This window comes from Edaphobacter flagellatus (assembly GCF_025264665.1).
GTDB lineage: Bacteria > Acidobacteriota > Terriglobia > Terriglobales > Acidobacteriaceae > Edaphobacter > Edaphobacter flagellatus.
Genome location: NZ_CP073697.1, coordinates 1,801,525 through 1,824,891, shown reverse-complemented (window position 1 = coordinate 1,824,891; position 23,367 = coordinate 1,801,525). Strand labels below are relative to the sequence as shown.

13 protein-coding genes are annotated in these 23,367 nt (G+C 53.0%); 9 read left to right on the top strand and 4 right to left on the bottom strand.

The genetic code is table 11. The features are described from left to right. Positions 1–61 precede the first annotated feature (61 nt). Both KFE13_RS07730 and KFE13_RS07725 read left to right on the top strand, forming a co-directional pair. Positions 62–826, top strand: a complete 765-nt coding sequence (locus KFE13_RS07730) for an SDR family NAD(P)-dependent oxidoreductase (RefSeq protein ID WP_260706588.1) — start codon at positions 62–64, stop codon at positions 824–826. Next, on the top strand, positions 783–3,509 hold the full coding sequence (locus KFE13_RS07725; protein ID WP_260706587.1) for a hypothetical protein: 2,727 nt from the start codon (positions 783–785) through the stop codon (positions 3,507–3,509). The genes KFE13_RS07730 and KFE13_RS07725 overlap by 44 nt, the downstream gene beginning before the upstream one ends. A 2-nt stretch (positions 3,510–3,511) precedes the next feature. On the opposite strand, the gene KFE13_RS07720 is transcribed toward KFE13_RS07725, so the two are convergent. The 3 genes from KFE13_RS07720 to KFE13_RS07710 are packed head-to-tail and all read right to left on the bottom strand — an operon-like array spanning position 3,512 to position 9,217. Further along, positions 3,512–5,758, bottom strand: a complete 2,247-nt coding sequence (locus tag KFE13_RS07720; protein ID WP_260706586.1) for a GH92 family glycosyl hydrolase — start codon at positions 5,756–5,758, stop codon at positions 3,512–3,514. A 26-nt stretch (positions 5,759–5,784) separates the two neighbouring features. Then, entirely contained in the window at positions 5,785–7,026 is a 1,242-nt protein-coding gene (locus KFE13_RS07715; protein ID WP_260706585.1) for an MFS transporter, read from the bottom strand. A 10-nt stretch (positions 7,027–7,036) separates the two neighbouring features. Then, positions 7,037–9,217 carry an alpha-amylase family protein gene (locus KFE13_RS07710; protein ID WP_260706584.1) on the bottom strand — a complete coding sequence of 727 codons (2,181 nt, stop codon included), beginning with the start codon at positions 9,215–9,217 and terminating at the stop codon, positions 7,037–7,039. Between the two features lie 183 nt (positions 9,218–9,400). On the opposite strand from KFE13_RS07710, the gene KFE13_RS07705 reads away from it, so the two are divergent. Together KFE13_RS07705 and KFE13_RS07700 are read left to right on the top strand one after the other, a co-directional pair. Beyond that, the gene (locus KFE13_RS07705; protein WP_260706583.1) at positions 9,401–10,660 is read left to right on the top strand and encodes a glycoside hydrolase family 88/105 protein; all 1,260 of its coding nucleotides are present in this window, start codon (positions 9,401–9,403) and stop codon (positions 10,658–10,660) included. Next, the gene (locus KFE13_RS07700; RefSeq protein ID WP_260706582.1) at positions 10,657–11,571 is read left to right on the top strand and encodes an ROK family protein; all 915 of its coding nucleotides are present in this window, start codon (positions 10,657–10,659) and stop codon (positions 11,569–11,571) included. Before KFE13_RS07705 ends, KFE13_RS07700 begins: the two co-directional genes overlap by 4 nt. A gap of 88 nt (positions 11,572–11,659) precedes the next feature. Here KFE13_RS07700 and KFE13_RS07695 read toward each other — a convergent pair whose 3' ends face one another. Next, the gene (locus tag KFE13_RS07695) at positions 11,660–15,253 is read right to left on the bottom strand and encodes a carboxypeptidase regulatory-like domain-containing protein (protein ID WP_260706581.1); all 3,594 of its coding nucleotides are present in this window, start codon (positions 15,251–15,253) and stop codon (positions 11,660–11,662) included. A 424-nt stretch (positions 15,254–15,677) separates the two neighbouring features. Between KFE13_RS07695 and KFE13_RS07690 the strand changes: the two genes are divergently transcribed. The 5 genes from KFE13_RS07690 (at position 15,678) to KFE13_RS07670 (ending at position 23,312) form a co-directional block, all read left to right on the top strand. Next, on the top strand, positions 15,678–17,951 hold the full coding sequence (locus KFE13_RS07690) for a glycoside hydrolase family 31 protein (protein WP_260706580.1): 2,274 nt from the start codon (positions 15,678–15,680) through the stop codon (positions 17,949–17,951). 14 nt (positions 17,952–17,965) lie between these two features. Next, positions 17,966–18,751 (top strand): 3-hydroxybutyrate dehydrogenase, encoded by a 786-nt coding sequence (locus tag KFE13_RS07685; protein WP_260706579.1) that lies wholly within the window; start codon positions 17,966–17,968, stop codon positions 18,749–18,751. Between the two features lie 141 nt (positions 18,752–18,892). Further along, positions 18,893–20,233 carry an L-fucose:H+ symporter permease gene (gene fucP, locus KFE13_RS07680; RefSeq protein WP_260706578.1) on the top strand — a complete coding sequence of 447 codons (1,341 nt, stop codon included), beginning with the start codon at positions 18,893–18,895 and terminating at the stop codon, positions 20,231–20,233. A 27-nt stretch (positions 20,234–20,260) separates the two neighbouring features. Further along, positions 20,261–20,872: a D-sedoheptulose 7-phosphate isomerase gene (locus KFE13_RS07675; protein ID WP_260706577.1), complete on the top strand. Its 612-nt coding sequence runs from the start codon at positions 20,261–20,263 to the stop codon at positions 20,870–20,872. Between the two features lie 565 nt (positions 20,873–21,437). Continuing rightward, positions 21,438–23,312 (top strand): sigma 54-interacting transcriptional regulator, encoded by a 1,875-nt coding sequence (locus tag KFE13_RS07670; RefSeq protein WP_260706576.1) that lies wholly within the window; start codon positions 21,438–21,440, stop codon positions 23,310–23,312. Positions 23,313–23,367 lie beyond the last annotated feature (55 nt).

Here is a 23,367-nt window from a genome sequence, read left to right as displayed (position 1 = left end):
GTCTGATTACTGCTACAACAAAAATAGGAAGCGCTTGCAATAATTGAAAATGGAGAACAAAGTGAACGGCAATGATAAAACGCTGAACGGATTGACAGCACTTGTGACAGGAGCGAGTAGTGGTATCGGTGCAGCCACCGTTAAGGCACTTGCGGAGGCGGGAGCGAATGTCATTGTGCACTTTAACTCAAAGCTCGAAGATGCTGAGGCGGTGGCGCAAAGTGCTGCTGCGCACGGTGTTCTGACGGAGGTGGTGCAAGCGGACTTGGCGACCGCGGTGGGCATGAGAGAACTAGCTGCGTTTGCTGCCGCTCATAAGATTGACATTCTCGTGAATAATGCTGGCTCATTGATTGCACGGACACGAGTCCTGGATTTTACGGAGGAGTTGTGGGACAAGGTCATGATGCTGAACTATACGAGCTCGTTTTTTCTTGCGAAGGCAGTACTTCCGTACATGATTGAGCAAAAGCGGGGATTTATCGTCAACATCTCCTCGGTGGCGGCAAGGTTCGGTGGAGGTGTGGGAGCACTTGCTTATTCGTCTGCGAAGGCAGGGGTTTCGACAATGACAAAAGGGCTCGCAAAGGAGTTCGCTGCCGCTGGTGTCCGAGTCAATGCTGTATCTCCTGGGACGATTGAGACGAACTATCATCATTCGTTTTCGACGACCGAGGGGTTGGATGCCGTCCGCGCGGCGACGCCCACGGGTAAATTGGGAACAAGTGCGGAGATTGCCGGTGTCGTGATGTTCCTATGCAGTGACGAGGCCAGCTTCGTTCATGGGCAGGTCATTGAGGTCAACGGCGGGTTTTTCATGGCATAGCAAAGCAACCTATAGACCTGGCTATTTCAGAGAACTTGAAGAACGAGAGGTTGCTGTGGGTCGAATTGTAGTTTCGTTGATGCTATCAAGCGCACTCACGTTGTCGGGATCGACTTCAGTTTCGCAAACATCTACTCCTTTGGACGGTTGGCGAACTGCAACTGGTCCAAACGGTATTGCGAAGGCAATCAGCTATTGTGCATCGGAATCCGTTCCGTGTTTCACGTATATCCCAGGCGGCTATTCGCAAGATGAGCCTCAACCGTTCGGTGGGCTTTTCAACCTTTATCCTGTTGATCGCGGTAAAATTGTTCGCCCGATAGGACCCAAAATGAATGAGAGGACTACCGGCGTTCTGGACATGAGGTGGGGTGTTCCTCATTGGCTCTTCAGCGGGTCCTTCCCGGAGAAAAATGGCGAACTCAGTGCACCAGAATTTGTAATGAACAATACGGGATATGGGCAGCGTCGGGAGTCCTGGGGAGGGACTGCCCTCCACTTAATGAGTGCGGCATATATGGGCGGGAGAAACTTCACGAATCTGCTGCCAGGCCTTGGCGATAAGACAAACTTCAACACTTTCCTGATGAACTCATACAAATACACGCAGACGCAGGATACTGGTCAGATTGCGCAGTTTGCGCGTTGTTACGGTAACGGCGATTGCGTCGGGCATCAAATTGAAACATTCAGCTATGGTGGCCCCAATGCTAACGGTGATGAGGCTACCGAGTCGATGCGCTACATTGCCGTCCAGGGCGGAGCTGTGTTTGGCGCCAATATAGACCGTCTAGAGAAAGGCATCGACGGTTCTCTTGAGATTGTGACGAAGAATGCCGTGAATGCTGGCACGCAGGGCGAAGGGCGATTATTGATTGATCTAACTCAGAAATACAACATTGGGTATGTTGCTCGGGTCCAAAGCGGCGATCAAACGAAGTCCAAGGCAATTGAGATTACATGTGGCGGATGCTCGCTGGAAGCAAAGTATGGAGTCTCAACGAAAACAATTCTACTTACCGCGCTTGGTAACGGAACATCTGAGGTGAACACCTTTCCCAAAAAGGACGTTACCGTTCCGGTCGAGTCATCGGCATCGTTTTCGGCGGGCAAGGTGGCCTGCATCTTCGATTATGACTACGAATGCGAGCTCGTAAGTGCAGTTCCAGATAATACGCATTTGACATTTGCGATCATCCGAATGCCGCATCAGGTGAAGAGTTGGATCGTTACCGGAGGGCTGACAGGATATGCCTGGGAAAACGAGGCTGACCGTTTCGACCCGCAGCAGTCCAACGGGATTCGCGCCGCGCCGAACACAGGTGCGAAGTCGGTTGTTCGCTTAGCGCAACCGATCGTCATGAATTCCTTGGGTGATGTCGTAACGCTATTTGCGGGGCGTTCATTCATGCCTGGAACCGGTGAACCATACGTCACGCGTGCCTATTCTCAGATGGGACTAGGAGGAATCGTTGAGGTGACTGTCTCTGAAGGTCTGGTTACTGCATGCACAGCGAACGGTGGTAGTGGTTATTCAGATTCCAAGGATAGCTATGGAAATCCTATAGCGCCTCCGCAAGTCATGCTGCGAGGTACATGGGTCTCACCTCCTGCGATCCATATAGGGAGCATACGGGGCGGAACACTTGCTAGTTGTATTGTCGATGCGCAAGGTTCGGGCATCACATCGGTGAATGCGATAGTGGCACCTGTAAATGCGTATGACATATACCCGTCTGCAAAAGTGTGGCAGGTTTACAATACGTCAAAGGGTTCCGTAGACGGCACCTTCTGGACCAACCCATCATCCGGCAGCTTTAGAGTGAACGATCAAATAGAGCAGCCTCATTTCTATCTGCAAAACACAAAAGGCAGCTACAACCAGATTGGGACTCTCTTCCCAGCGACACAGACGGGCAACACAGGACTCGTTTACTTCATGGGCGGAGTGCTTACTGGTACGGATCAGGCATCACTCTTTTCGAACCTAAGCCAGAATGTTGCCTATGCCGGCTCACCGCAGTCGCAACCCTGGATACCGGGCAGGTCCCAGATCAATCCTCCAATGGGCCATCGGTTGCGCGGTCCATTCAGCGCTGGGCTGGTGATGGATGATCCCCCATTTGGTAGGGTGTTCAACAATCAGGGATCGGCTGTCGTCTATGTGTGGTGCCACGCACATCCCTGTTCGTCGTATACCAAGGGATTCAACTTTCTGGAGTCACGCAATTCGCGGGCTGGTGGCGATGTCGTCTCCTATAATCCCGTCTCTGCCGTATGGACAATTACCTCTGGTGCGACGCAGCCCGACGGTGGTGCTCCTAACTGCACGTATTCCTTTGGTAACAGCTTGGCATCTCCGTGTGGAGTAAAGAGCGGGTCGTATGCCACGGAAAGCACGTGCACCAGCACAGCATCTCCGGCACAGTGTGGTTCATCTGTTGCGGGGAAAGTGCAGGTAGCTGCGTCAGGCAGGTCGTTAGTGATTCAGAGTACCGCCTTCAAGGAGTCGACAGGGTGCTGGTTTACGTACGACGTTACAGGGATCTCTCCGCCGGAAAACATCGGCACAATGTTGCCGCCGTATATCAGTGAGAAAACGCCGGGGAGGAGTATCACTATCAGCCTGGGCATCGCACCTATAGGTCATGCAGTGAACGTTCAATTCGGGTGCATGAACTAGATTCACTCTCTTGCCGGAGATGGCCCCATCTCGAAGGTAAGCGTACCACCATGAACGATGTCAGAATGGGATAGCGTGAAGCCGCGTAAAGGCAAACCGTTAAGAGTCTTCGACTGGATATATTCATTGGCCGCTGACTGGTGCTTCGCTACAATCGTGAAGATTCGGCCATTCGGAAGATGAATTATTGCTTTTGAAAAGAGTGGAGTGCCAATCACATAGGACGGGGTGCCTGGTGTCACGGGATAAAACCCTAGTGCGCTGAAGATATACCACGCTGACATCTGACCTGCATCGTCGTTTCCGGAGAGGCCAGCCGCTCCAGTGTGGTACTCAGTCGCCAAGATGGACCGAATCTGATGCTGGGTCTTGTATGCCGCACCGGCATAATCATAGAGATAGGCGATATGGTGGCTAGGCTCGTTGCCGTGGTCATAGTACTTTTTCTCAAATAGCCTATCGAGAGAGGAGATGAATTTCTGGTGACCACCCATTGCTTCGATTAAACCGGGAATGTTCTGCGGTACGAAAAACGTCGCCACATAGGGCGTCTCCTCTGTCACATACGTCGCAGGCTTCGTGGGATCGAATGGCTCGATCCAGGCGCCATCAGCTTTGCGACCGCGGACAAAGCCGACGTTCTTATCGAAAACATTTCTCCAATTCTCGGAGCGGTCCATCAGAGTTGCGTATTCCTTTAGAGAACCGAGATCTTTGGCCATTTGCGCGAAAGCAAAATCATCATAGGCGTATTCGAGTGTGCGTGAAACCTGCTCGCGACGGTGATACGCGTCAAAGACCTGGTCTTCGAGCGGAATATACCCATATTTAAGGTATGAAGGCAATGCGCGTCGGCCCTGGCCCAGTTTGTATTTTTCCTCGGCCGGTGTCTGGGTGGCATTCTGCAGCATCAATGAATACGCTTTGTGAGTATCGAAGTCTCGTAACCCTTTGACGTATGCGTCGGAGATGATCGCTCCGGCATGATCGCCAACCATGGCTGCTGTGTAGTTATTGAGCAGCGGAAAGGTCGGAAGATAGCCGCCCTGTTCACCTTTGGCGATCAGTGAGCGCACCATCTCTTCTTCGAGCCGAGGATCCAGAATTGTCAATAAGGGATGTAAAGCGCGGAAGGTGTCCCATGTGGAGTAGTCGTCGAAGTAGTCCCCCCTTTCCATCCTGTGGAGTTTGCCTTCGCCGCCAAAGCCGTTATAGGTGCCGTCGGCATCGCTGGAGATTCGCGGCACGAGGAGCGAGTGATACAGGGCGGTATAGAATATGCTGCGTTGTTCCGGAGAACTGCCTTCGATCTCGATCTGGTTTAGGTGGTTCTTCCAGGCCTCTTCTGTCTTTTTTTCGAGGCCTTCGAAGTCCCAGCCGCTTGCTTCTGCATCTAGGTTCCGTGCTGCCTCATCGAGGCTCGTGAAGGAGGTTCCGATTTTTACGAGCAAGGGCTTGGTCGAAGAGGTAAATTCAGCATATCCCCCGAGGCGATTGCAACCGCCGTTCTGAACGCGACCGGCAGGAATGATTTCGAGCCCACACCAGGTTCCGGAAGCAGTGAATGGAGCTGAGAAACGGGCGACGAAGTAACCGCTAAATCCGGCAGGCAAGCCTCTGCCAATATAGAAACGATGCACCGGATTGTAGCCGACGATCTCGCCCTTCTCTGGATGGATCTCAATGAAGCCTTCATTTTCCTGAGCGTTGGGTTCAATGAGGATGCGCCCCGCTTCGCCGCTGGGAAACGTTACCCGCATCATCCCGGCTCGCGTGCCACCAGTGAGCTCTACCTTTGTGTCGTATCGGTCAAGCATCACAGAGTAGTAGGCAGGATTCATCACCTCTGCAGCGTGACGAAACGTAGAGGCACGCGCATTGGGTGATACAAAACGATGGCCTGTGGTGGGCATCACTGTGACGCTGCCATAGTCGATGGCACAGCTACCGCTTAGCCAATGGGTGCCCCGAAACCCGCTGATCTTCTTGTCGTCGTAGTAGTAAGGAGCGGTGCATTTGTCCTGGTTGGCCCGTGTCTCCGGTACCCAATGGGTCATTGCGAACGGCATCCCGATCATTGGCGCGGTCTGACCGAAGTTTGAGGTGCCGGAGACGAGTTGTACTGCTTGAAAGGGCTCTTGAGCCAACAAATGTGAGGTCATGTACAAGCATGATGAAGCCAGAACTGCTCCCTTGCCGGCCCACGACGAGAGTTTTCGGGTGAAGCTCTGGCAGACGATCTTGCGCATAAATATCCCTTTAGTTGAGTTTGAGATCATGCTGTTTCGGTGGAGGGCGTGGTTGTTAACCCGATGGCCGTACTATGTGACTGCGACTCCAACGATCCCATCCAAAGCCACAGAATCAGTGAACATGCGATGGGGATTAGCCCAAAGAGAAAGAACGCAGGCGCATAGGAATAGTGATCGATTAGCCACCCTGTAAGAAGGGTGAAGATCATTCCCCCGAAACCGGAACCCATGCTGGCGAAGCCATAGACAAACGCTACTCGGTCTGGAGGCACTACGTCTGCCGGCATCGCCAGCATGTTGGCGAGCCCGGCTGTATATCCGGCCATTGCCAGCGAGATCAGCGCGATAGAAGTTACAGCTGATTGCACCAGCACTGAAGGGATCGCCGCGAGCATCATGATTGCGGCAATGGAAACAGCGGTCTTGCGCGCAACGGTGATCGTCGATCCGCAGGCCAGCAGCCCGCGAGAGAGCAGGCCGCCGAGCGCGCTGCCCAGACCCGCAATAAAAAAAGGAATCCAGCCATATCGACCGATAGATGCCATATCAAAGTGGCGGCCATGACTGAGGTATTCGGGAAACCAAAAGGTGTAAAAATACCAGACAGGATCGAAGAATATTTTGGAGATTGTAAAGGTCCAGACAAATCTGGAGCGCAATAGAGATTTGTACGGCAAGGGCGTGGCCTGTATCTCTTTGCCTGAGACTGGGGAACGATAGAGAAAGATCCACGCCACAAGCCAGACGAAGCCTGCCGCGCCGACAATAGCAAAGGCTGATCGCCACCCATAGTGAAGCAGCATGAACGCGATGATCGGCGGGGCGAGAATCGCGCCGACAGCTGATCCGCTATTGAAGATCCCTGAAGCCGTTGACCGTTCGTTCGGTGAGAACCACTCGGCTACGATCTTTACCGCTCCCGGCCAGTTGCCGGCTTCTCCAAGTCCGAGCAGAAAACGAAACATTCCGAGTGAAGTCGACCCCTGCGCGAAGGAATGCAGCAGAGCACTCAACGACCACCAGGCGACGAACAGGCCGTACCCGATCTTTGTACCAAGGCGGTCGATGAGCAGACCGGAGATCCCGTTCATCAATGTGTAAGCCAGCAGAAAGGCGAACACTATGTGGGCATAAGAGAGACTTCTCAGGTGAAACTCAGCCCGCAGTACTGGGGCCGCGACGGAAAGAGCCTGGCGGTCGAGGTAGTTGATGACGGTCGCGGTGAACGCGAATCCGAGCATCCACCAGCGAAGGTGCTTGTTCATGGGCGCGCCCTCAGGCCAGACCGATCAAAATGGCCTCATAGATATGAACGTGAGGCACTGTGAGGGTCGTCCAGCCATCCTTGCGGTCGCCAACTTCGATCGCTTCGCCAGCTCGGAGAAGTGAGGCCGTGCGAATGGGGCGAGGCGTCCGAAGCTGAACCTGCACATTCTCTACTGAGCAATATGCGTGGCGCACCTTTTGATGTGGATCGTCATTTGCTATATTCGCGATGATGTGGAGCACAATTTTGTCGGCGCCCTCCGTGTAGTGCGCCATAAGCCCCGGCCGATAGTCCATTTTGTAAAGCTGAGCATCCTCCAGCATCGGCATCATGATGGACCCAAGGTATGCCAATAGAGGATTCATACGTGTTTCCTCGTAAACCGCTTCCAGACCAGAAGCGATGTACAAGCATTGTCCTCGACCGAACTTCTTGCGAAAGATCGCAGGACCTTCATCCTTGCGCTGACCTCGATTCCAGGTGGTAGCCAGCACATCGCCGTCGGTTCTTTTTACGCGCATGATTTGCGGATCCTGGGGAATTAGATCGCCGCTGGAAGGCTTGAGGTAGAGGTCGGGATATTCCCATGGCTCCGGACTCAACAGAGAAGCGCCAAAGAGATCGGCGAGTCCAAAATCTTTGCGAGGGCGACCATATTTGTCCGCGATGGAGGTACGATGAGTCGCGATCAGGTTCCCGCCACCTTCAACATAGTTGCGGAGCATATCGCATTGTTCATCGCTGAGACATGGAGCGTTCGGTATGTATACGGCTGCATAGCGGAAGAGAGACTCCCCATTCATTTGCCAGTCGAGAAACGGTTCCGCATCAATGGAGAGCGCCTTCATCAAATCGAATGCGCCATGATGATAATTTTTGAATGTGCCCGGATCGAAACTTGGGCTGCGGTACCAGGACATCGCCTCTGCATTGACAAGAATGCCTACCTGAGGTTTTGTCGTTAGAGAGCGAAGCAGTCCGTCATTCGCTTCTTGAAAATCAAAAATTCCTTTTACATATTGACCGCTCTTGAAATGTACCGGCGACTCCTTCTCGTAGAAAAATCTAGCGACACTCCAGTAAACGCATCCAACGTTTGAGGCCGTCGCAATAGCTCCATCCATGAGCAATTCCTCGCCTTCGATCGGATAGCTATACCATCCGCGGACGCTCTTATCCTTCATGTGATCCCGGTTGTACTGTGTATGGTGGCCCAAATACGTCCAGGTTGTTCGTCCAGTAGACTTTCCAAGTTGCAGGTTAAAGAATTTTTCTTCGGGTGTATCTGCCGCCTCGTACATGAAGCCATCCGCTTCGGGAATGGCACGAGCTCGCCATTGATCTCCCCGCGAGAGCAGGCCGGAGTTGTTGAACAATACCGGCACGTCCTGTGTATTTCGGATCATGTCGCGTATTTCTTTAAAGAACGATATCGATACATCCTCGCGCATCCAGTTCACGTACTCGATCTGTTGATCGAGAGACGCCTCTTTCTGGACTGGGATGTCGTGTCCGAAGCGTTTGCGGTAGGCGGTCTTGCAATACTGGCAGTAGCACCACTCTGTCGCGTTGTCCATGCCCTGATATGGGCCGTCGAAGTACATGACATCGAATCCGTACGTCAGCACCTCCTTGACGAGCGTAACGATCATCTCGCGAATGGGTGAGTTCAGGCAGCCTTCATCGAGCTGGTTGAAGCCGTAATGCTTCGTGACCATCGGAGACCCGTCAGGACGCCGCCTCTTCCAGTTTTCGTACCTTTCCACCTTTTCCCCGTGCAACATGAAAGGGTGATTGAACGGGATATAGGCGATCGGATGCATTCCTGCTTCCCGCAGAAGACCAACCTGCTCCTTCATGGGGTCGCCCTTCAACTCCGGATGGATCGGGTAGCCCGATTTGGTTGGGAAGTAAGCAACGTATGAGGCCACCGGATACCGCATGGAGTCGCAGTTCAGCACTTTCGCGATCTCTACGCCTCTGGCAGGCACGTAATCCAACGCGGGGTAGAAGGGTGGGTTATATGCTTCTGCAATCAGCGTGCGATTCCCATGAATCCATTCTGCTAATTCACGATTCCCGGTTAGCGCATTGGCATAGCGTGTTGCGTTTTGCGCGATTGCCAAGGGACTCACTGCAGATGCTCCAAGGGTCAGGGCTGACAGCTTCAACATGTCACGGCGGTTCATGGAATCCACAAGCGATGGCCTTTTTATAGTCAGAATAGGAAGCGCTTGCAAGCGCACACTAGATTTAAGGTATTGAATCATCGTTTGTCAAATATACTGGCAAATTTCTTGGACATTGTTGTTTGTCTCACACAGAGAATCAATCTCCCATATAATTGCAAGCGCTTGCTGAATTGATTCCAAATGATGACGAATAAGATGATCAACCAAGGTTGTGTGCTCCCGACAATTCTCGTTGCCCTATTGCTCAATTTCGTGGGGTCGGCAAATGCTCAGGCCGTTCCAAGAGCATTGAATGGCGATACCCCAGTCGAAGCAGGTGAGTTGGCCAAAGGTCTCTCGCCTGACCTCAAGTCGGACCAGGTGGCTGCCGCAATGCGTCTGGTGGGGGACTGGCAATTGGCAAGGTCAAAGGACCGGTTCACACAAGATTGGACGGATGCGGCGCTGTATCGCGGCTATCTGGCTGCGGCCGAATCTCTCAAGAACACTGAGTATGACGATGCACTGATCCGCGTTGGCAAGCAGTTCCATTGGAAGCTCGGTTCGCGGCAGACTGAGGCCGACGATCAGGCAATCGGTTATATCTATCTAAAACTGTATCGACGACTCCATGATCGGGAGATGCTGGCCGCCGTTGAGGCGCAGTTTGACGAGTTGATGAAGGAGCCGGCTGTTTGCACCGAATCTTGCCATGACGGTCCCCTGCCCGACCGCGTGGGTCCGGATGGACGGGAAGAGCCGAAACCATTGTGGTGGTGGTGCGACGCGCTATTTATGGCGCCGCCGGTTTGGGCGGAGCTCGCAAACGTAACCGGCAAGCGAGAGTATCTCGACTACTTGGACCGGAACTGGTGGGTCACCTCAAAGCTTTTGTACGACCCGAAGAACCGACTCTTTACACGGGATGCCACATTTCTAGATAAGCGCGAGCCCAATGGCGAGAAGGTCTTCTGGTCGCGCGGCAACGGATGGGTACTGAGTGGCTTAACCCTGGTTCTGGACAATATGCCTAGAAAGTACCCGACACGGAGAAGGTATGTAGAGCAGTTTCAGGCGATGGCGTCGCGAATACGGGAGATACAGGGAAGTGATGGCTTGTGGAGGCCGGGACTCCTGGACGCAGACGCATACCCGTTAGCGGAAGTTTCCGGTTCGGCATTCTACGTGTATGCCATGGCTTGGGGAATTAATCATGGTCTTCTTGAACGGCAGATCTATCTCCCAGCCGTCCGCAGGGGGTGGGCTGGTCTTGTAGGTCACATTTACGCAGATGGACGTCTAGGTAGCATTCAGCCGATCGGCAGCTCTCCCGGAGGGTACAAGCCGCAATCCAGTTATGTATTTGGCGTAGGCGCCTTCTTGATGGCAGGGGCGGAGATTCGGACACTCCTTGACCGCGACCAACGGCCACATCACGATCAGAAGGGGAACAAGAGATGAGGATTGGAATTGACCTTGGCGGCACGAAGACCGAGGCGATTGCCTTAGATGCTCATGGATCAGTGCTCGCGCGGCTCCGCGTAGCGACTGTCAAGGGCTCCTATAGAGATACCATCTCCACTATCAAAGACCTTGTGATGAAGTTGGAGATCGACACAGGGGTGGAGGGCACCGTAGGCGTTGGCATCCCAGGAACAATTGTACGTGAAAGTGGTTTAGTGAAGAATGCGAACTCGACGTGGCTCAATGGCAAGCCACTGGAGGGAGATTTGAGTCATGCCCTCGGACGCGAGGTTCGTTGTGCGAACGACGCGAATTGCTTCGCAGTGAGTGAAGCGACCGACGGAGCGGCTCGTGGTGCGGGCGTCGTCTTTGGAGTCATCATGGGAACAGGATGCGGCGGGGGCGTTGCCATCAAAGGCTCCAGTTATGCAGGGCTGAACGGACTCGCTGGTGAGTGGGGACATATGCCGCTCCCATGGATGTCGCAAAGGGAGTTTCCAGGTGCCGAATGCTATTGCGGACGGCACGGGTGCATCGAGGGATGGATCTCTGGCCCAGGGCTGGAAAATGACTTTTTGGGAACTACAGGTATCCAACGGTCTGGACGTGAGATTGCGCAAATGGCCGAGTTGGGAGATGCCCAAGCGGCTGCGGCGTTGGACCGGCTGGAAGACCGTGCAGCTCGTGGTCTCGCTGTCGTGATTGGCGTCGTGGACCCAGACGTCATTGTTCTTGGTGGAGGCCTTTCCAACATTATGCGAATTTACTCGGGTATCGAGCGCCGCCTGCGTGACGCCGTCTTTGGTAAAAATGCAAATACCCCTGTCGTCCAAGCCTTACACGGAGATTCATCGGGCGTGCGAGGAGCCGCCTGGCTCTGGCCGGCCGAAGATGGTCTCAGCCTGTAATGAGGACGGATGCGGTTTGGTAACAACAAGTTCTCACCTAAAATAAATGGCGAGCGCGTTTAGCGCTCGCCATTTATTTTAGAAGCCTTTAGAAGAGAACACGGCCTCCAATCTGCAAAACGCGATTTCCGAAGCTGCCGCCAGTTATCGTTCCTGGGATCGATCCGAACGATGCCAGTGATTTCACATTCGCGGTCGGTCCGGGAAGGTTCGTCAGGTTGAAGACATTGGTGGCCTCGGCGCGCAGCTGGAACCTCACATTCCCCTCGAAGGCAAAGTCGCGAAAAAGGGATGCATCCACTGACCTACGGCCAGGTGCATCAAAATCATTGGCGCGGACTGTTCCATCTATTCCGCCTGGGCCTGCGCCGGGGCAAGTGTTTGTAGCAGGAACGAACAAGCAGAAATAGGAAGGGCTGATCCACTGCTTCATGGCAGCAGTTCGCGAACCGCCCGTATCAGTCAAATGAGGCTTCCCGATTCCGCTCAAATTTGGCCTGTCATTTTGGAAACCGTCCTGATTGTCATCGTTTCCAGTGAGAACCGAGAAGGGCATACCGCTCTGCACTCGGATAATTCCCGAAACCGTCCATCCGTCAGCCAGCTGCCGCAGCAGAAAGTTGCTGCTTTGGAAGTTTGACTGATAAACAAAGGAGATCGTGGCCATGTGGCGTATGTCATAGTCCGACCGCTGCCTATCCAGATATTTCAAGTAAGGATCTTCGGGGTTGTAATACTGGCTGGTGCCAGCAGGAGACCCCGTGGAATCTAACGGCTGACTTTGCATCGACCTCGACCATATATAAAACCCGCGAACCGTTAACCTCTTCGAAAGTCGCTCTTCCGCAGTGACCTGTAGGCCGTTATAGTTTGCGCTCTCTGATGACTGAATACGATAGACGGCTCCGTAAGTTGGGTTGCCGGCAAGCCCAGGGCCTCCTCCCAATGATGCCGACGAATTAAAGGGACGGCGATTGGCAATGTAAGTTGTTGTATTTGGATAGTTCTTCCCGGATAGCGAAGCAGCTGATCCGGCGGCAGGGGCTGTGGATGGTGCTCCTGGGGTATAGATGGGAGCATTGATGTCCTGATACATCGGTATCTTTCGGCTTAGAGCTCCCACGTACGACGCTGTGACAGCAAATGACTTTCCGAGTTGCTGCTGCCATCCAACATTGAACTGATAGATTGCTGGCCAGGTGAAATTTGGATCAAAGGCGGTTACCGGTAGTGGATGGAGGCTGAATGTCGGATTGCTCGCTGAGAAAGAGTACGGGAAGGGTGAAACGCCCCCAGGAAACTCCGACGGATCGTTACTGTATGGATTCGCAACCGATGTCACTTTGGTATAGGTCAGAGTACCTCCATACGGCGCAGAACTCGACGCTGCGGTGTAAAGACTGCCGGAGACTGTTCCGTAGAAGATTCCACCACCTGCACGAAAGATAGTCTTTCCGTTTTTGTAAGGGTCCCAAACCATACCGACCCGCGGAGAGACATGGTTGTATTTGGTGAAGGCGCCACCGTTCGACACTCCTTTGTCGCCGCGGAAGAGAACGCCGATCGGGGCAGAAGGAATAACCGTGGATTGTTGTCCTGGAATAAAGCCGACCATACGACCTGCAGAATCGGGTCCACCTGTCTGGATGTCGTAGCGAATCCCGAGATTGAAGGTTAGATTTGGAAGTGCGCGCCAGTCGTCTTGCAAATATAGACCGACATTCCAATAGGTGGCTGTTCCGTAGGTCGGAACGCTTTGCACCATGGACGCTGGCCGACCGAAGAAGAAGTCCGTGATGGAAGCAGAGCTTCTGCCGACCGTATTATTGGCTTGCTGGAATGTGAAGACGCCATAGTTATTGCCAGTTCCATTGCCGAAATCGCGTTCCTGCGCGACTTCGCCCCCATAGGTGAGGGTATGGCGGCCGTGAGTGGTGCTAAGAAGATCGCGTACTTGATAGATGTTGTCACCTGCCGCAGGGCCGGCGCTGGCGTCTCCCGCCGTGAACCAAGTTTGAACCGCGAATTGAGGCCGCGCGCAACCCGTGCCCGTACCTGTGCAATACGTTGAGCTGGTTAGCTGTTGCCGATAGCTTGAGCCGTATGCGGCAAGACTCTCCTGCGGCGAGTTGATACGTGCTCCGAACAGTCGGCTGAAAGAGACGACGAACTGGTTTACGGTGTTGCTGTTCAACACATAGACATGTTGGATGTTTGCATTGTGCTGGTTATAGGTGAAGTTCTGCTTCGAGTAGTTGAGGATGTTATTACCTGAGGCATCGAAAATATTGCTTCCATATTGATGGAAATAACTCAATGTCAGCCGCTGCTTGGTTGTCATCTGATAGTCCATCTTGTAGAGCTGCTCGTTGGTCATCTGCGAGAACGGCGAAAGGTCACGTCGTGCATAAGGACTGGTATCAAGAGCAGTAGGGGCGGGCGTTGGGATTAACCCTGCCTTGATCATTGCGTAGATCGCGGGATCGAATGCTATTGCTGGATTGACGACATTGTATTTCCCGGTCACGGGATCTCTAGGAGGTGTCTTCCTCGTCACTGGATCGCAAACATAGAAAGATGCAGCGCTTGCTGTCTGTGAGCATGCATTTGCTGGAGGCGCGGTCGTGCTCGCCGCACCCGCGCCTAATGGATAGTTTTCGCTGAAGTCGCCACGTTGCATGGCTGCACTCGGCACATAGGTCAACAGATTCTTTGACGAGACGAAACGGTATCCGGCGTAGGAGCCAAAGAAGAACAGCTTGTTATGCTTTATCGGACCACCAAAAGTAAAGCCGAAACGGTGCTGGTTATAAGGCGTTTTGACTGTGATGAGATGTTGTGTGGCGTTGAAGTTACGGCTGCGATAGAACTCGAACACCGACCCATGGAAACTATTCGTCCCTGACTTGGTAAGTGCCGAAACAACACCCCCAGACGAGCGCCCAAATTGAGCGGAGAAATTATTGGTATCTACGCGGAACTGGCTGAGAGCGTCCGGATTTGGCAATGAGTTTCCGCTATTGCGCAAGCCGGTCATGTTCGATCCACCATCGAGGTAATAACTGATCTGCCCTGTTGCACCGTCAGTGGAGCCGTTGATCTTCACATGCTGTTCTGGGAAACCCTGCGGATTGATCATCGTGCCAGATGTGCCCTGGCCGTTGTTGCCTGTAGTCGTGATCGAATTGTTTGCCTGGACACCGGGAATCAGATCGAGCAGGGCGTAGGGATTTCGATCGACTAGAGGCATATTGTCAATCTCTACATTGTCAATCGTTCGTCCGAGAGTTGCATTCGCCGTGTTCAGAAGTGGTGCTTCAGATGTAACTTCGACGGTTTCTTGCGCCGTGCCAACCTCCAACGTAAGATCCACCTGGGCCTCTTGTCCGACGCTTAGAGTAAGTCCGCTGCGGACTAGCGTTCGGAACGAAGGCGACGAAACGCTGATGGAGTAGGGGCCAATCGGAAGAAACTCCGCGCGGTATGAACCATTTCCTTTACTGATGACCGTGCGAACTGCGTGCGTGTCAGTTTGCGTAATGGTAATAGTGGCCCTAGGCACGCTCGCACCGGTAACATCCGTTATTGTGCCCAGAAACGTAGCTGTACTCACCTGTGCCGTGAGATAGATATTGGAAGAGAGAAGAAGTGCGTAGACTAGCGCTCGGAATAATCGGTACAAGGTAGTCCTCCTGGGAGTAGTGCTCTCGCTCGATCTGCAATTCAGTTCAGTGGCGTCAAGACATACACCATTTCAATGCAGGTCTGAGTGGTGTGTTGCAAGCGCTTGCGATATTCTGGTGTCTCGGGTATCTTTGTCAAGTCAAATCGTTATCCCGGCTCGGCGAACTCTGATGTGATGTGATGGTCGCCAGAAGCTGCCGGTACCGGCGCTGGTGTACGAGCGCTGGTGCCAACACTAGGAGACTGCTGCAATAGCACCGCTTATGAATGATTGGACGAAACGATCCCTAATGCTCCACTTAGCGTTGCTCCTCTGCACCGCACAGGTTCTGGAAGCCACGGCTCAGACAAGGCCGCCAAGTGTAGCCTCTAAGAACATCCCAGGAGGCATATCGATTGAGTTCCCTGAAGGCTCCCTATGTGTGAGTGTGACCTCGAGCACTGTCATCCATGTCATTGCCCGCCCGAAGGGTGTTGCGGATACGCCGACAGATATTCTGGCAGGAGCCGGGGAGAGCAAATCTGAGGATGCGGTGTCAATATCCTTCGAGTCGGGAAAAGTTGTGCTTAAGAACGACAGATTCAATGTAGTTGTATCGCTTAACGAGCGTGATGTCATTGTGCTCGACCCCTCGGGACGAGAAATCGTAAGGCAACGAAACCCGCTCAAAAGTGCAGTTGCCCATCAGGCACTTTTTTCCCATGCGCCTTTCGAAGACCTATACGGAATGAACGGGCTCGATATTCGCGATAACAGCAACACAATCCTCCGGAATGCTGGTGCGGATGTGCGTGCTGGAGCGCAGGGTGACGGCGGTGCCCCCTTTTTCTTCACCCGTTCGTTCGGTGTCCTGATCGATTCAACGGGAGGGTCTTTCAATACGGAGGATGGGGTCGTGCAATTCCGTAACGGGTCGCGTAAAGTGCTGGAGGACTTCATTTGTGTGGGTCCACCCATGGCTGTCATGTCTTCCATCGAAAGATTGACTGGCCTCCCTCCGCTTCCACCTAAATGGACATTGGGCTTCATCAATAGCCAATGGGGACCAGATGAAGCAGAACTCCGTACCGAGGCGGAAACCTATCGCAGAAAGCACATTCCGATCGATGCCTTCATTCTTGATTACGACTGGAAGGCTTGGGGTGAAGATGGATACGGTGAGTGGCGCTGGAATAGTACCAGCGGGGCGGGAGCCATTGCTCCTAACAAATTTCCCAATGGAGCAAGTGGCCGGTTAGCACTTGACCTCGCGGCGCAAGGGGTTCATCTCGCCGGAATCCTTAAGCCGCGTGTGCTGATAGGCTCGCCCACAGGAGGTCAGGAACTCAGTCAGGCTGCCGCGTATGCAGAAGCTCATCAGTTTTGGTATCCGGGTGAACCACAGTCTTTCGATGGTGCTGTACATCGCTATGCGCGTGACCTCGATTTCCGCATTCCTGAAGTCCGCAAATGGTATTGGCGCCATCTGGAGGTGTCGTTTCACGCTGGAATGGATGGCTGGTGGAACGATGAGGCCGATCATATCCTGGCGCCTGACGGTACCACGTGGGACTTCAGCAGCATGCAAGGCTTCAACATGGGACGCATGTTGTACGAAGGTCAGAGATCCGTATCAAACAAGCGTGTGTGGTCTTTGAACCGGAACTATTTCCTTGGGGCGCAACGATTCGGCTATGCCGAATGGTCAGGTGACATCCACACAGGCTTTGCCAATATGGCAAACCAGCGTGCACGTATGCTTTCGACGATCAATCTTGGTGAGCCGCTCTGGAGCATGGATACAGGTGGGTTTTTCGGTCAGGCGTCCGCCGAAAACTATGCTCGCTGGGTTCAATTTGCAACCTTTACGCCAATCATGCGCGTTCATGGAGACCGTGATGCGAAGCGCCAGCCGTGGGCTTATGGTGAACATGCGGAGCGCGTTGCAACCGAGGCGATCCGTCTTCGCTATCGCTTGCTGCCATACATTTATTCGAACGAACGACAGATGACCGAAACTGGCATCGGCATTGTGCGTCCGCTCTTCTGGATGTATCCTGACGACGCCAATACGCGAGATCTTTCTTCAGAGTGGATGTTTGGTGATTCTCTACTCGTGTCCCCAGTTGTGTCTCCAAAGGCTACGGCTCAACGCGTCTATCTTCCTGCCGGGACATGGTACGACTACTTCCGTGGCCAGACGTACGAAGGGGGCAGGACGATTGACTATTCCATCAATAGCGATACATGGGCGGATATTCCCCTATTCGTCAAGGCAGGGGGCGCCGTTGCGACTCAAGACGATGCCGAGAATACGGACGAACCACGGGTGCATCGCGTGCAAATTGATCTTTTCCCTGCGGAGAAAGAAAGCACATTCGTTTACTACGATGATGATGGTAAAACGTACGACTACGAAAAGGAGCAGTTCTATCGACAGGCGATCCACTTTTCGCGATTCGGAAGCTCTTTCCACATCAAAGTGGATGATCCGACTGGTTTGATGCGGACTTCTGTCAGATCATTTGAGTTGAAGTTGCATCTTGATAGCGGCGAGGCAAGGCAAGTGTCAGCGAATGGCGAAGCCTTGAAAATGACATCCGAATGTCTAGAAGGAACCAACCGTCTCTGCTGGGACAAGAGTACGGACCGCTTTGGGCCCGTGATCACCGTAATTGTTCCGATTCCCGAGTCTACTGAAATAAGAGTGAACTGACTGGATATATAGCTATGGTGTTAGGAGGGAAACGCGCTCTGATAACTGGCGCGACAAGCGGCATCGGCCTAAGTATCGCCGAGGAGATCGCTAAACAGGGTGCCGATATCGTACTGAGCGGCTTTGGCACGGTCATTGAGATCGAAGCTCTGAAGCAAAGATTGCACGAACATTATGGCGTATACGTAATACACATCGCTGCTGATCTTTCGATTGGAGAGCAGTGTCGCATGCTGGCTGAACAAGCGCAAAGGGAATTGGGGAGCATAGACATTCTGATTAATAACGCAGGCATTCAACATGTTGCGCCAGTAGATCAATTCCCGAAAGAGCAATGGGATGCAGTTCTAGCGGTGAACCTCTCAGCTGCATTCCATCTCATCGCTAGCTTGTTGCCATCGATGCGTAGGAAACGCTATGGACGCATCATCAATATAGCCTCAGTTCATGGCCTTGTAGGTTCAGTCAATAAAGCGGCATATGTGGCAGCTAAACACGGCTTGGTCGGACTGACGAAGGTGACGGCCCTCGAAACTGCAGGCAGTGGCGTGACATGCAACGCGATCTGTCCAGGATGGGTTCTCACACCGCTTGTTGAAGCGCAAATCCTACAACGAATGGAAGAGGGACATATTTCTCGCGAATCAGCAGAACAAAGACTGTTGAGCGACAAACAGCCATCGGGAGAATTTGTGCTTCCGGCGCAAGTCGGAGCGCTGGCCGCATTCCTCTGTTCTGATGCCGCGGCAAATATCACCGGTGCTTCTCTGCCGATAGATGGAGCCTGGACCGCTCAGTAACCTAGCCATTGCATAGCAATAGTAAGTATCGTACGGGGATTTTATTACTACGTTGTTTTACAGGGAAAATTGCAAGCGCTTGCTAATAATGATAGCCTGTACTACGTAAGAATCGTTGGCTACAGCACAGCGGGAGTCAAGATGGCAGAAAGCCTAGTATCCAGTGACGTCGAAGCCAAAGTAAAACTTCGTAACTCTGAAGTGCTTTTGCCTGCTGGGACTAGGCGCCCCTTCGCTATTGTCACGGGGCTTTTTTTCCTGTGGGGCATCCCGAACAGCTTAAATGACGTTCTCATCCGCCAGTTCATGAAATCGCTGGATCTCAATCGATTCCAGGCCGGTTTGGTCCAATCAGCGTTTTTCCTTGGCTATTTCTTTCTAGCACTTCCCGCGGGTCTGCTAATGAAACATTATGGGTACAAGCTCGGCTTCATTGTTGGCTTGCTTCTGTTTTCATCGGGATGTTTTCTATTCCTCCCGGCGGCGAACTCTGGAAGATATGGAGCGTTTCTAGTCGCGCTATTCGTGATTGCAAGCGGGTTGGCATTTCTTGAGAGCGCCTCGAATCCGTTCGTTGCGCAGCTAGGGCCGACGGTCACCTCTGAACGTCGACTGAATTTCGCCCAGGCGTTCAACCCGTTGGGATATATCAGCGGAATACTCTTGGGGACGAGGTTTATCTTCTCAGGAGTAGAGCTTTCACCCTCGCAGATCGCCGCGATGCAAGCCTCCGGAACCTATCTGGCATATCGACACGCTGAAACGATGCGCGTCGTTGCTCCATACTTGATTATTGGAGTGCTTGCATTGGTCTGGGCAGGGATGATTGCATCCCTACGCCTACCGAGTTTCATGCAAACAAGGGATCATGATGCGGAAGTCGCTGGCAATTGGCGTGAGCTATTGCATAAACCGCATTTCCTCCTGGCAATTGTCGCGCAGTTTCTATACTGCGGAGCTTCAGTTTGTACATGGAGCTACTTCATTCAGTACGCAAAGGAGTACACAGGTACATCGGAGAGAGTAGCGGGGGTACTTCTTGCCTGCACCATTGGGCTATTCGGCTTGGGCCGATTTACATCCACTATTCTCATGCGTCGGTTTGCCCCTGTTCTCATCATGGCTGTCTATGGCATAGTCAACGCGAGCTTACTTGTTGTTGCGATTCTCTCTCCGAATCGCCTTGGCCTCGGGGCGATCACTGCGACAAGCTTCTTCCTCTCGCTGATGTTTCCTACGATTTTTGCATTGGGTCTGAAGGATCTTGGCCCGAATACCAAGATTGCCGGGTCGTTCATCGTGATGGCGATTGTTGGTGGGGCCGTGATGACTCCTCTTATGGGCCTTCTCGCGCAGTCTCTTCACAACACAGCGCTTGCCTATGTGGTTCCACTCTTCGGCAATCTGGGAATAGCAGCCTATGCGCGGTACATGTTTGGCTATTCATCGAAACGCATGATGGTATCAACTTTCGAAATCTGATGTGACATAGATAGGAGCGTTCATTTGATGATTGAAATCGTTCGGAGGCAGCTAGCGGCATCGATTACCACGATGAACTCCGTTCTAAATGAGAACTCCATCCACTTAGCAGTGGTAGAAGCTGCGCGCCTTATATCGGGATCATTGAAGGCCGGAGGCAAGCTCCTCGTCTGCGGTAATGGAGGATCTGCCGCCGATTCGCAGCACCTCGTAGCGGAATTTGTGTCGCGTCTGACGGTGGATCGGTCGGCTCTACGAGCGATCGCGCTAACCACTGACACAAGCATTCTCACCGCGATCGGAAATGACTACAGCTATGAAAGGGTCTTTGAGCGGCAGGTGGAAGCGTTGGGATGTAAACACGACGTGTTACTTGCGATATCTACAAGCGGAAACGCAAGCAACTGTATCAAAGCGTTAGAACTTGCACGGGGCATGCAACTTCACACAATTGCCTACACCGGGAATCGCGGTGGAAGAATGGCAGAGCTGGCAGACGTGGCTGTTGTCATTCCGAGCCAAATAACCATGAACATTCAAGAGTCTCATCTAGCACTGGAACATATTCTTTGCATGCTGGTGGAGCGCTTTCTCTTTGGCGACAACTTCGCTGAAACGCGGCAGCAACTGGCAGAGTAACGACTAACCCAGTGACGTCGTTATCTCCGGAAGGTCAGGAAGCGTATGAAGGAGCCGCGTATCGCTGCATCTAGGATACTTCGATGATTTCCATAGACAGCTGCAGCCCTGGCGTCGCTATTGGAGGCGTTCATGTACCTAAGGAACCCTCGATATTCACTAGCTGGGCTCGGCGCTTTTCATGTTTTTCGGGGATGCGGTGGGTGCTCCACATATCGATGCCAACAGAATGACGACGAGAGGCTCAGCAATAGGAATCACGTCGCGGATTTGGATGGCGTGACAGATGCAGAGGCTCTGTCAAGAAAGAATTGGGAAGGTACTGGTTACCGTTTCTAGTCGTCGTGGTGTACAGCATGACGCCAGGAGCAAGCAGAGGATCGTGAAATTTCTTGATCCCACATATAAGAGCTGTAGGTTTCGGCCTTCATTCTTTCATGCGAGACCTCGCGAGAATGCACTGTGTCCGAAATTATTTGATGAGAGGCAGGTACAGAGAAAGCCTTTCTAAGAGGCCTGCACGCCGCAGGCGACAGAACGGCGCTAATTGTGGAGAAACACCGATTTGTCAGAAAAGCTTCCAGTTCCATCTGCGGTGGCCCGCTATTCGGTTGCAATCGTTGCCGTGGCAGCCGCGTTTCTTGTCGTGTCAGTTCTGCAATACTTCCTGGTACGGACCCCAGTAATACTTATCTATCTTGTAGCAATCACGGTCAGTGTTTGGCGCGGAGGGAAGGGGCCCGGACTTCTGGCTTTCTGCCTGTCAACGTTTTGCATCCTCCTCAACCTCGTGACCTCAGCACATGGGTGGCTGCGAGTTGTTCGATATGATCTTCCGACTCTCTGTATCTACTTGGTTCTTGCCTGGTGGATTGAGTCCTTTGCGCGGTCGAGTCAGCATCTTGAACAGGTTCTGAGAAGCAACCAAGAACTTGAGGTTGCTGTAAGGGAGAGGACCGCTGAGCTCATCCGGATCAATACAGAATATAGGGTCATTCTCGAAGCGGCGCCATTCGGAGTTGTCCTGTTTGGACCAGGCCGGATCATTCAACGCTGCAATCCAGCATACGAAAGAATGGTCCGGTACAGCTCGGGTGAATTGTTGGGTCGGGTAGCTCCTCTTCCGGAGGATGAATGGGAGACCTGGAATGAGATTGAGAAGATGGCGCGAGTAGGAAAGCCTATCGATGAGTATGAGACTGTACGGCTCCGGCGCGATGGTTCCCGGTTCTCAGCTACGATCTGGGTGATTCCCTTACATGATGATCGCAGCAACTTTACGGGCATGGTTGGCTTCATTCTTGATAGCACTGAACGTAAAGAGAGTGAAGTGAAGCTGAGAGCCTCTCTGGAAGCAAATGGAAAGCTGATCGAGGAGATCAGAGCGCTTCAAGAGAGATTGCAGAGAGAGAATATCTCTTTGCAGGAACGCAACCTCGCATTGCGGAGCGAGATCGCTGATATTCAACGGGCACGATTCGAGAAGATAATCGGGAACTCTCCAGCGATCCGCCGCACATTGAACAAGGTGGAGCAGGTTTCCGCAACAGATGTTACCGTGCTCATCACAGGCGAGACTGGCACAGGAAAGGAATTGATTGCTCAGGCGATTCATGAGAATTCGAAGCGCGCAGGGATGCCGTTCCGGGCGATCAACTGCGCAGCGCTTCCAGCAACACTCATGGCCGCCGAGTTGTTTGGCCATGAGAAGGGGGCCTTCACGGGTGCCGAGCGACTCAGGCTAGGTCAGTTCGAACTAGCCAGTGGCGGCACTCTGTTTCTCGATGAGATCGCCGAGATCCCAGTGGAAACGCAGGCGATGCTTCTGCGGGTCCTCGAAGAGCGCGGTTTCGAGAGACTCGGCGGCACAAAGCTGATTAATTCTAATGTGCGAATCATCGCTGCAACGAATCGGGATCTTCATACCGCTATGCAGCGAGGAGAGTTCAGGCAGGACCTGTTCTTCCGTCTCAATGGATTTCGGATTGAGATGCCTCCCCTGCGGGAACGCAAAGAAGATATTCCGCTGCTGGTGCAGCATTTTGTTCAGGTCTCCACTTCGCGTTATGGCAAGCTTATTCGCAGCATCGAAAAGGGGACGATGGAGATGTTGCTCGCCTATGGTTGGCCGGGAAATGTCCGCGAGCTGCGCAATGTGATCGATACCTCCGTGATCATCTCGCCTGGCGAGGACCTCGTGATTGATGAGGGGCTTCTGTTTGGGAGCCCGGTCGTCGGGAAGGCTGACAGCGGCACCCTGGAGGCGAAGGTGGCGGAGTACGAGCGGGGCTTGATCGAGCGTACTCTGATCGAGACCCATGGACGCGTTTCAGGACCTTCGGGGGCTGCGACGCTTCTTGGTATGCCGGCGTCGACGCTTTCTGCGCGGATCAGAGTACTTAAGATTGATGTGGCGAAATTCAAGATACAGTCCGAGTGAACTGGATTCACTTCAGGCGTGGGAGTACATACGATGAAAGCGGAGCCTCGTGGAG

Bases quoted from the DNA above. Each gene is read 5' to 3' on its own strand.
- KFE13_RS07705 (WP_260706583.1), top strand. From the start codon at position 9,401: ATGATGACGAATAAGATGATCAACCAAGGTTGTGTGCTCCCGACAATT.
- KFE13_RS07715 (WP_260706585.1), bottom strand. From the start codon at position 7,026: ATGAACAAGCACCTTCGCTGGTGGATGCTCGGATTCGCGTTCACCGCG.
- fucP (WP_260706578.1), top strand. From the start codon at position 18,893: ATGGCAGAAAGCCTAGTATCCAGTGACGTCGAAGCCAAAGTAAAACTT.
- KFE13_RS07685 (WP_260706579.1), top strand. From the start codon at position 17,966: ATGGTGTTAGGAGGGAAACGCGCTCTGATAACTGGCGCGACAAGCGGC.
- KFE13_RS07700 (WP_260706582.1), top strand. From the start codon at position 10,657: ATGAGGATTGGAATTGACCTTGGCGGCACGAAGACCGAGGCGATTGCC.
- KFE13_RS07725 (WP_260706587.1), top strand. From the start codon at position 783: ATGGGCAGGTCATTGAGGTCAACGGCGGGTTTTTCATGGCATAGCAAA.
- KFE13_RS07710 (WP_260706584.1), bottom strand. From the start codon at position 9,217: ATGAACCGCCGTGACATGTTGAAGCTGTCAGCCCTGACCCTTGGAGCA.
- KFE13_RS07675 (WP_260706577.1), top strand. From the start codon at position 20,261: ATGATTGAAATCGTTCGGAGGCAGCTAGCGGCATCGATTACCACGATG.
- KFE13_RS07720 (WP_260706586.1), bottom strand. From the start codon at position 5,758: ATGCGCAAGATCGTCTGCCAGAGCTTCACCCGAAAACTCTCGTCGTGG.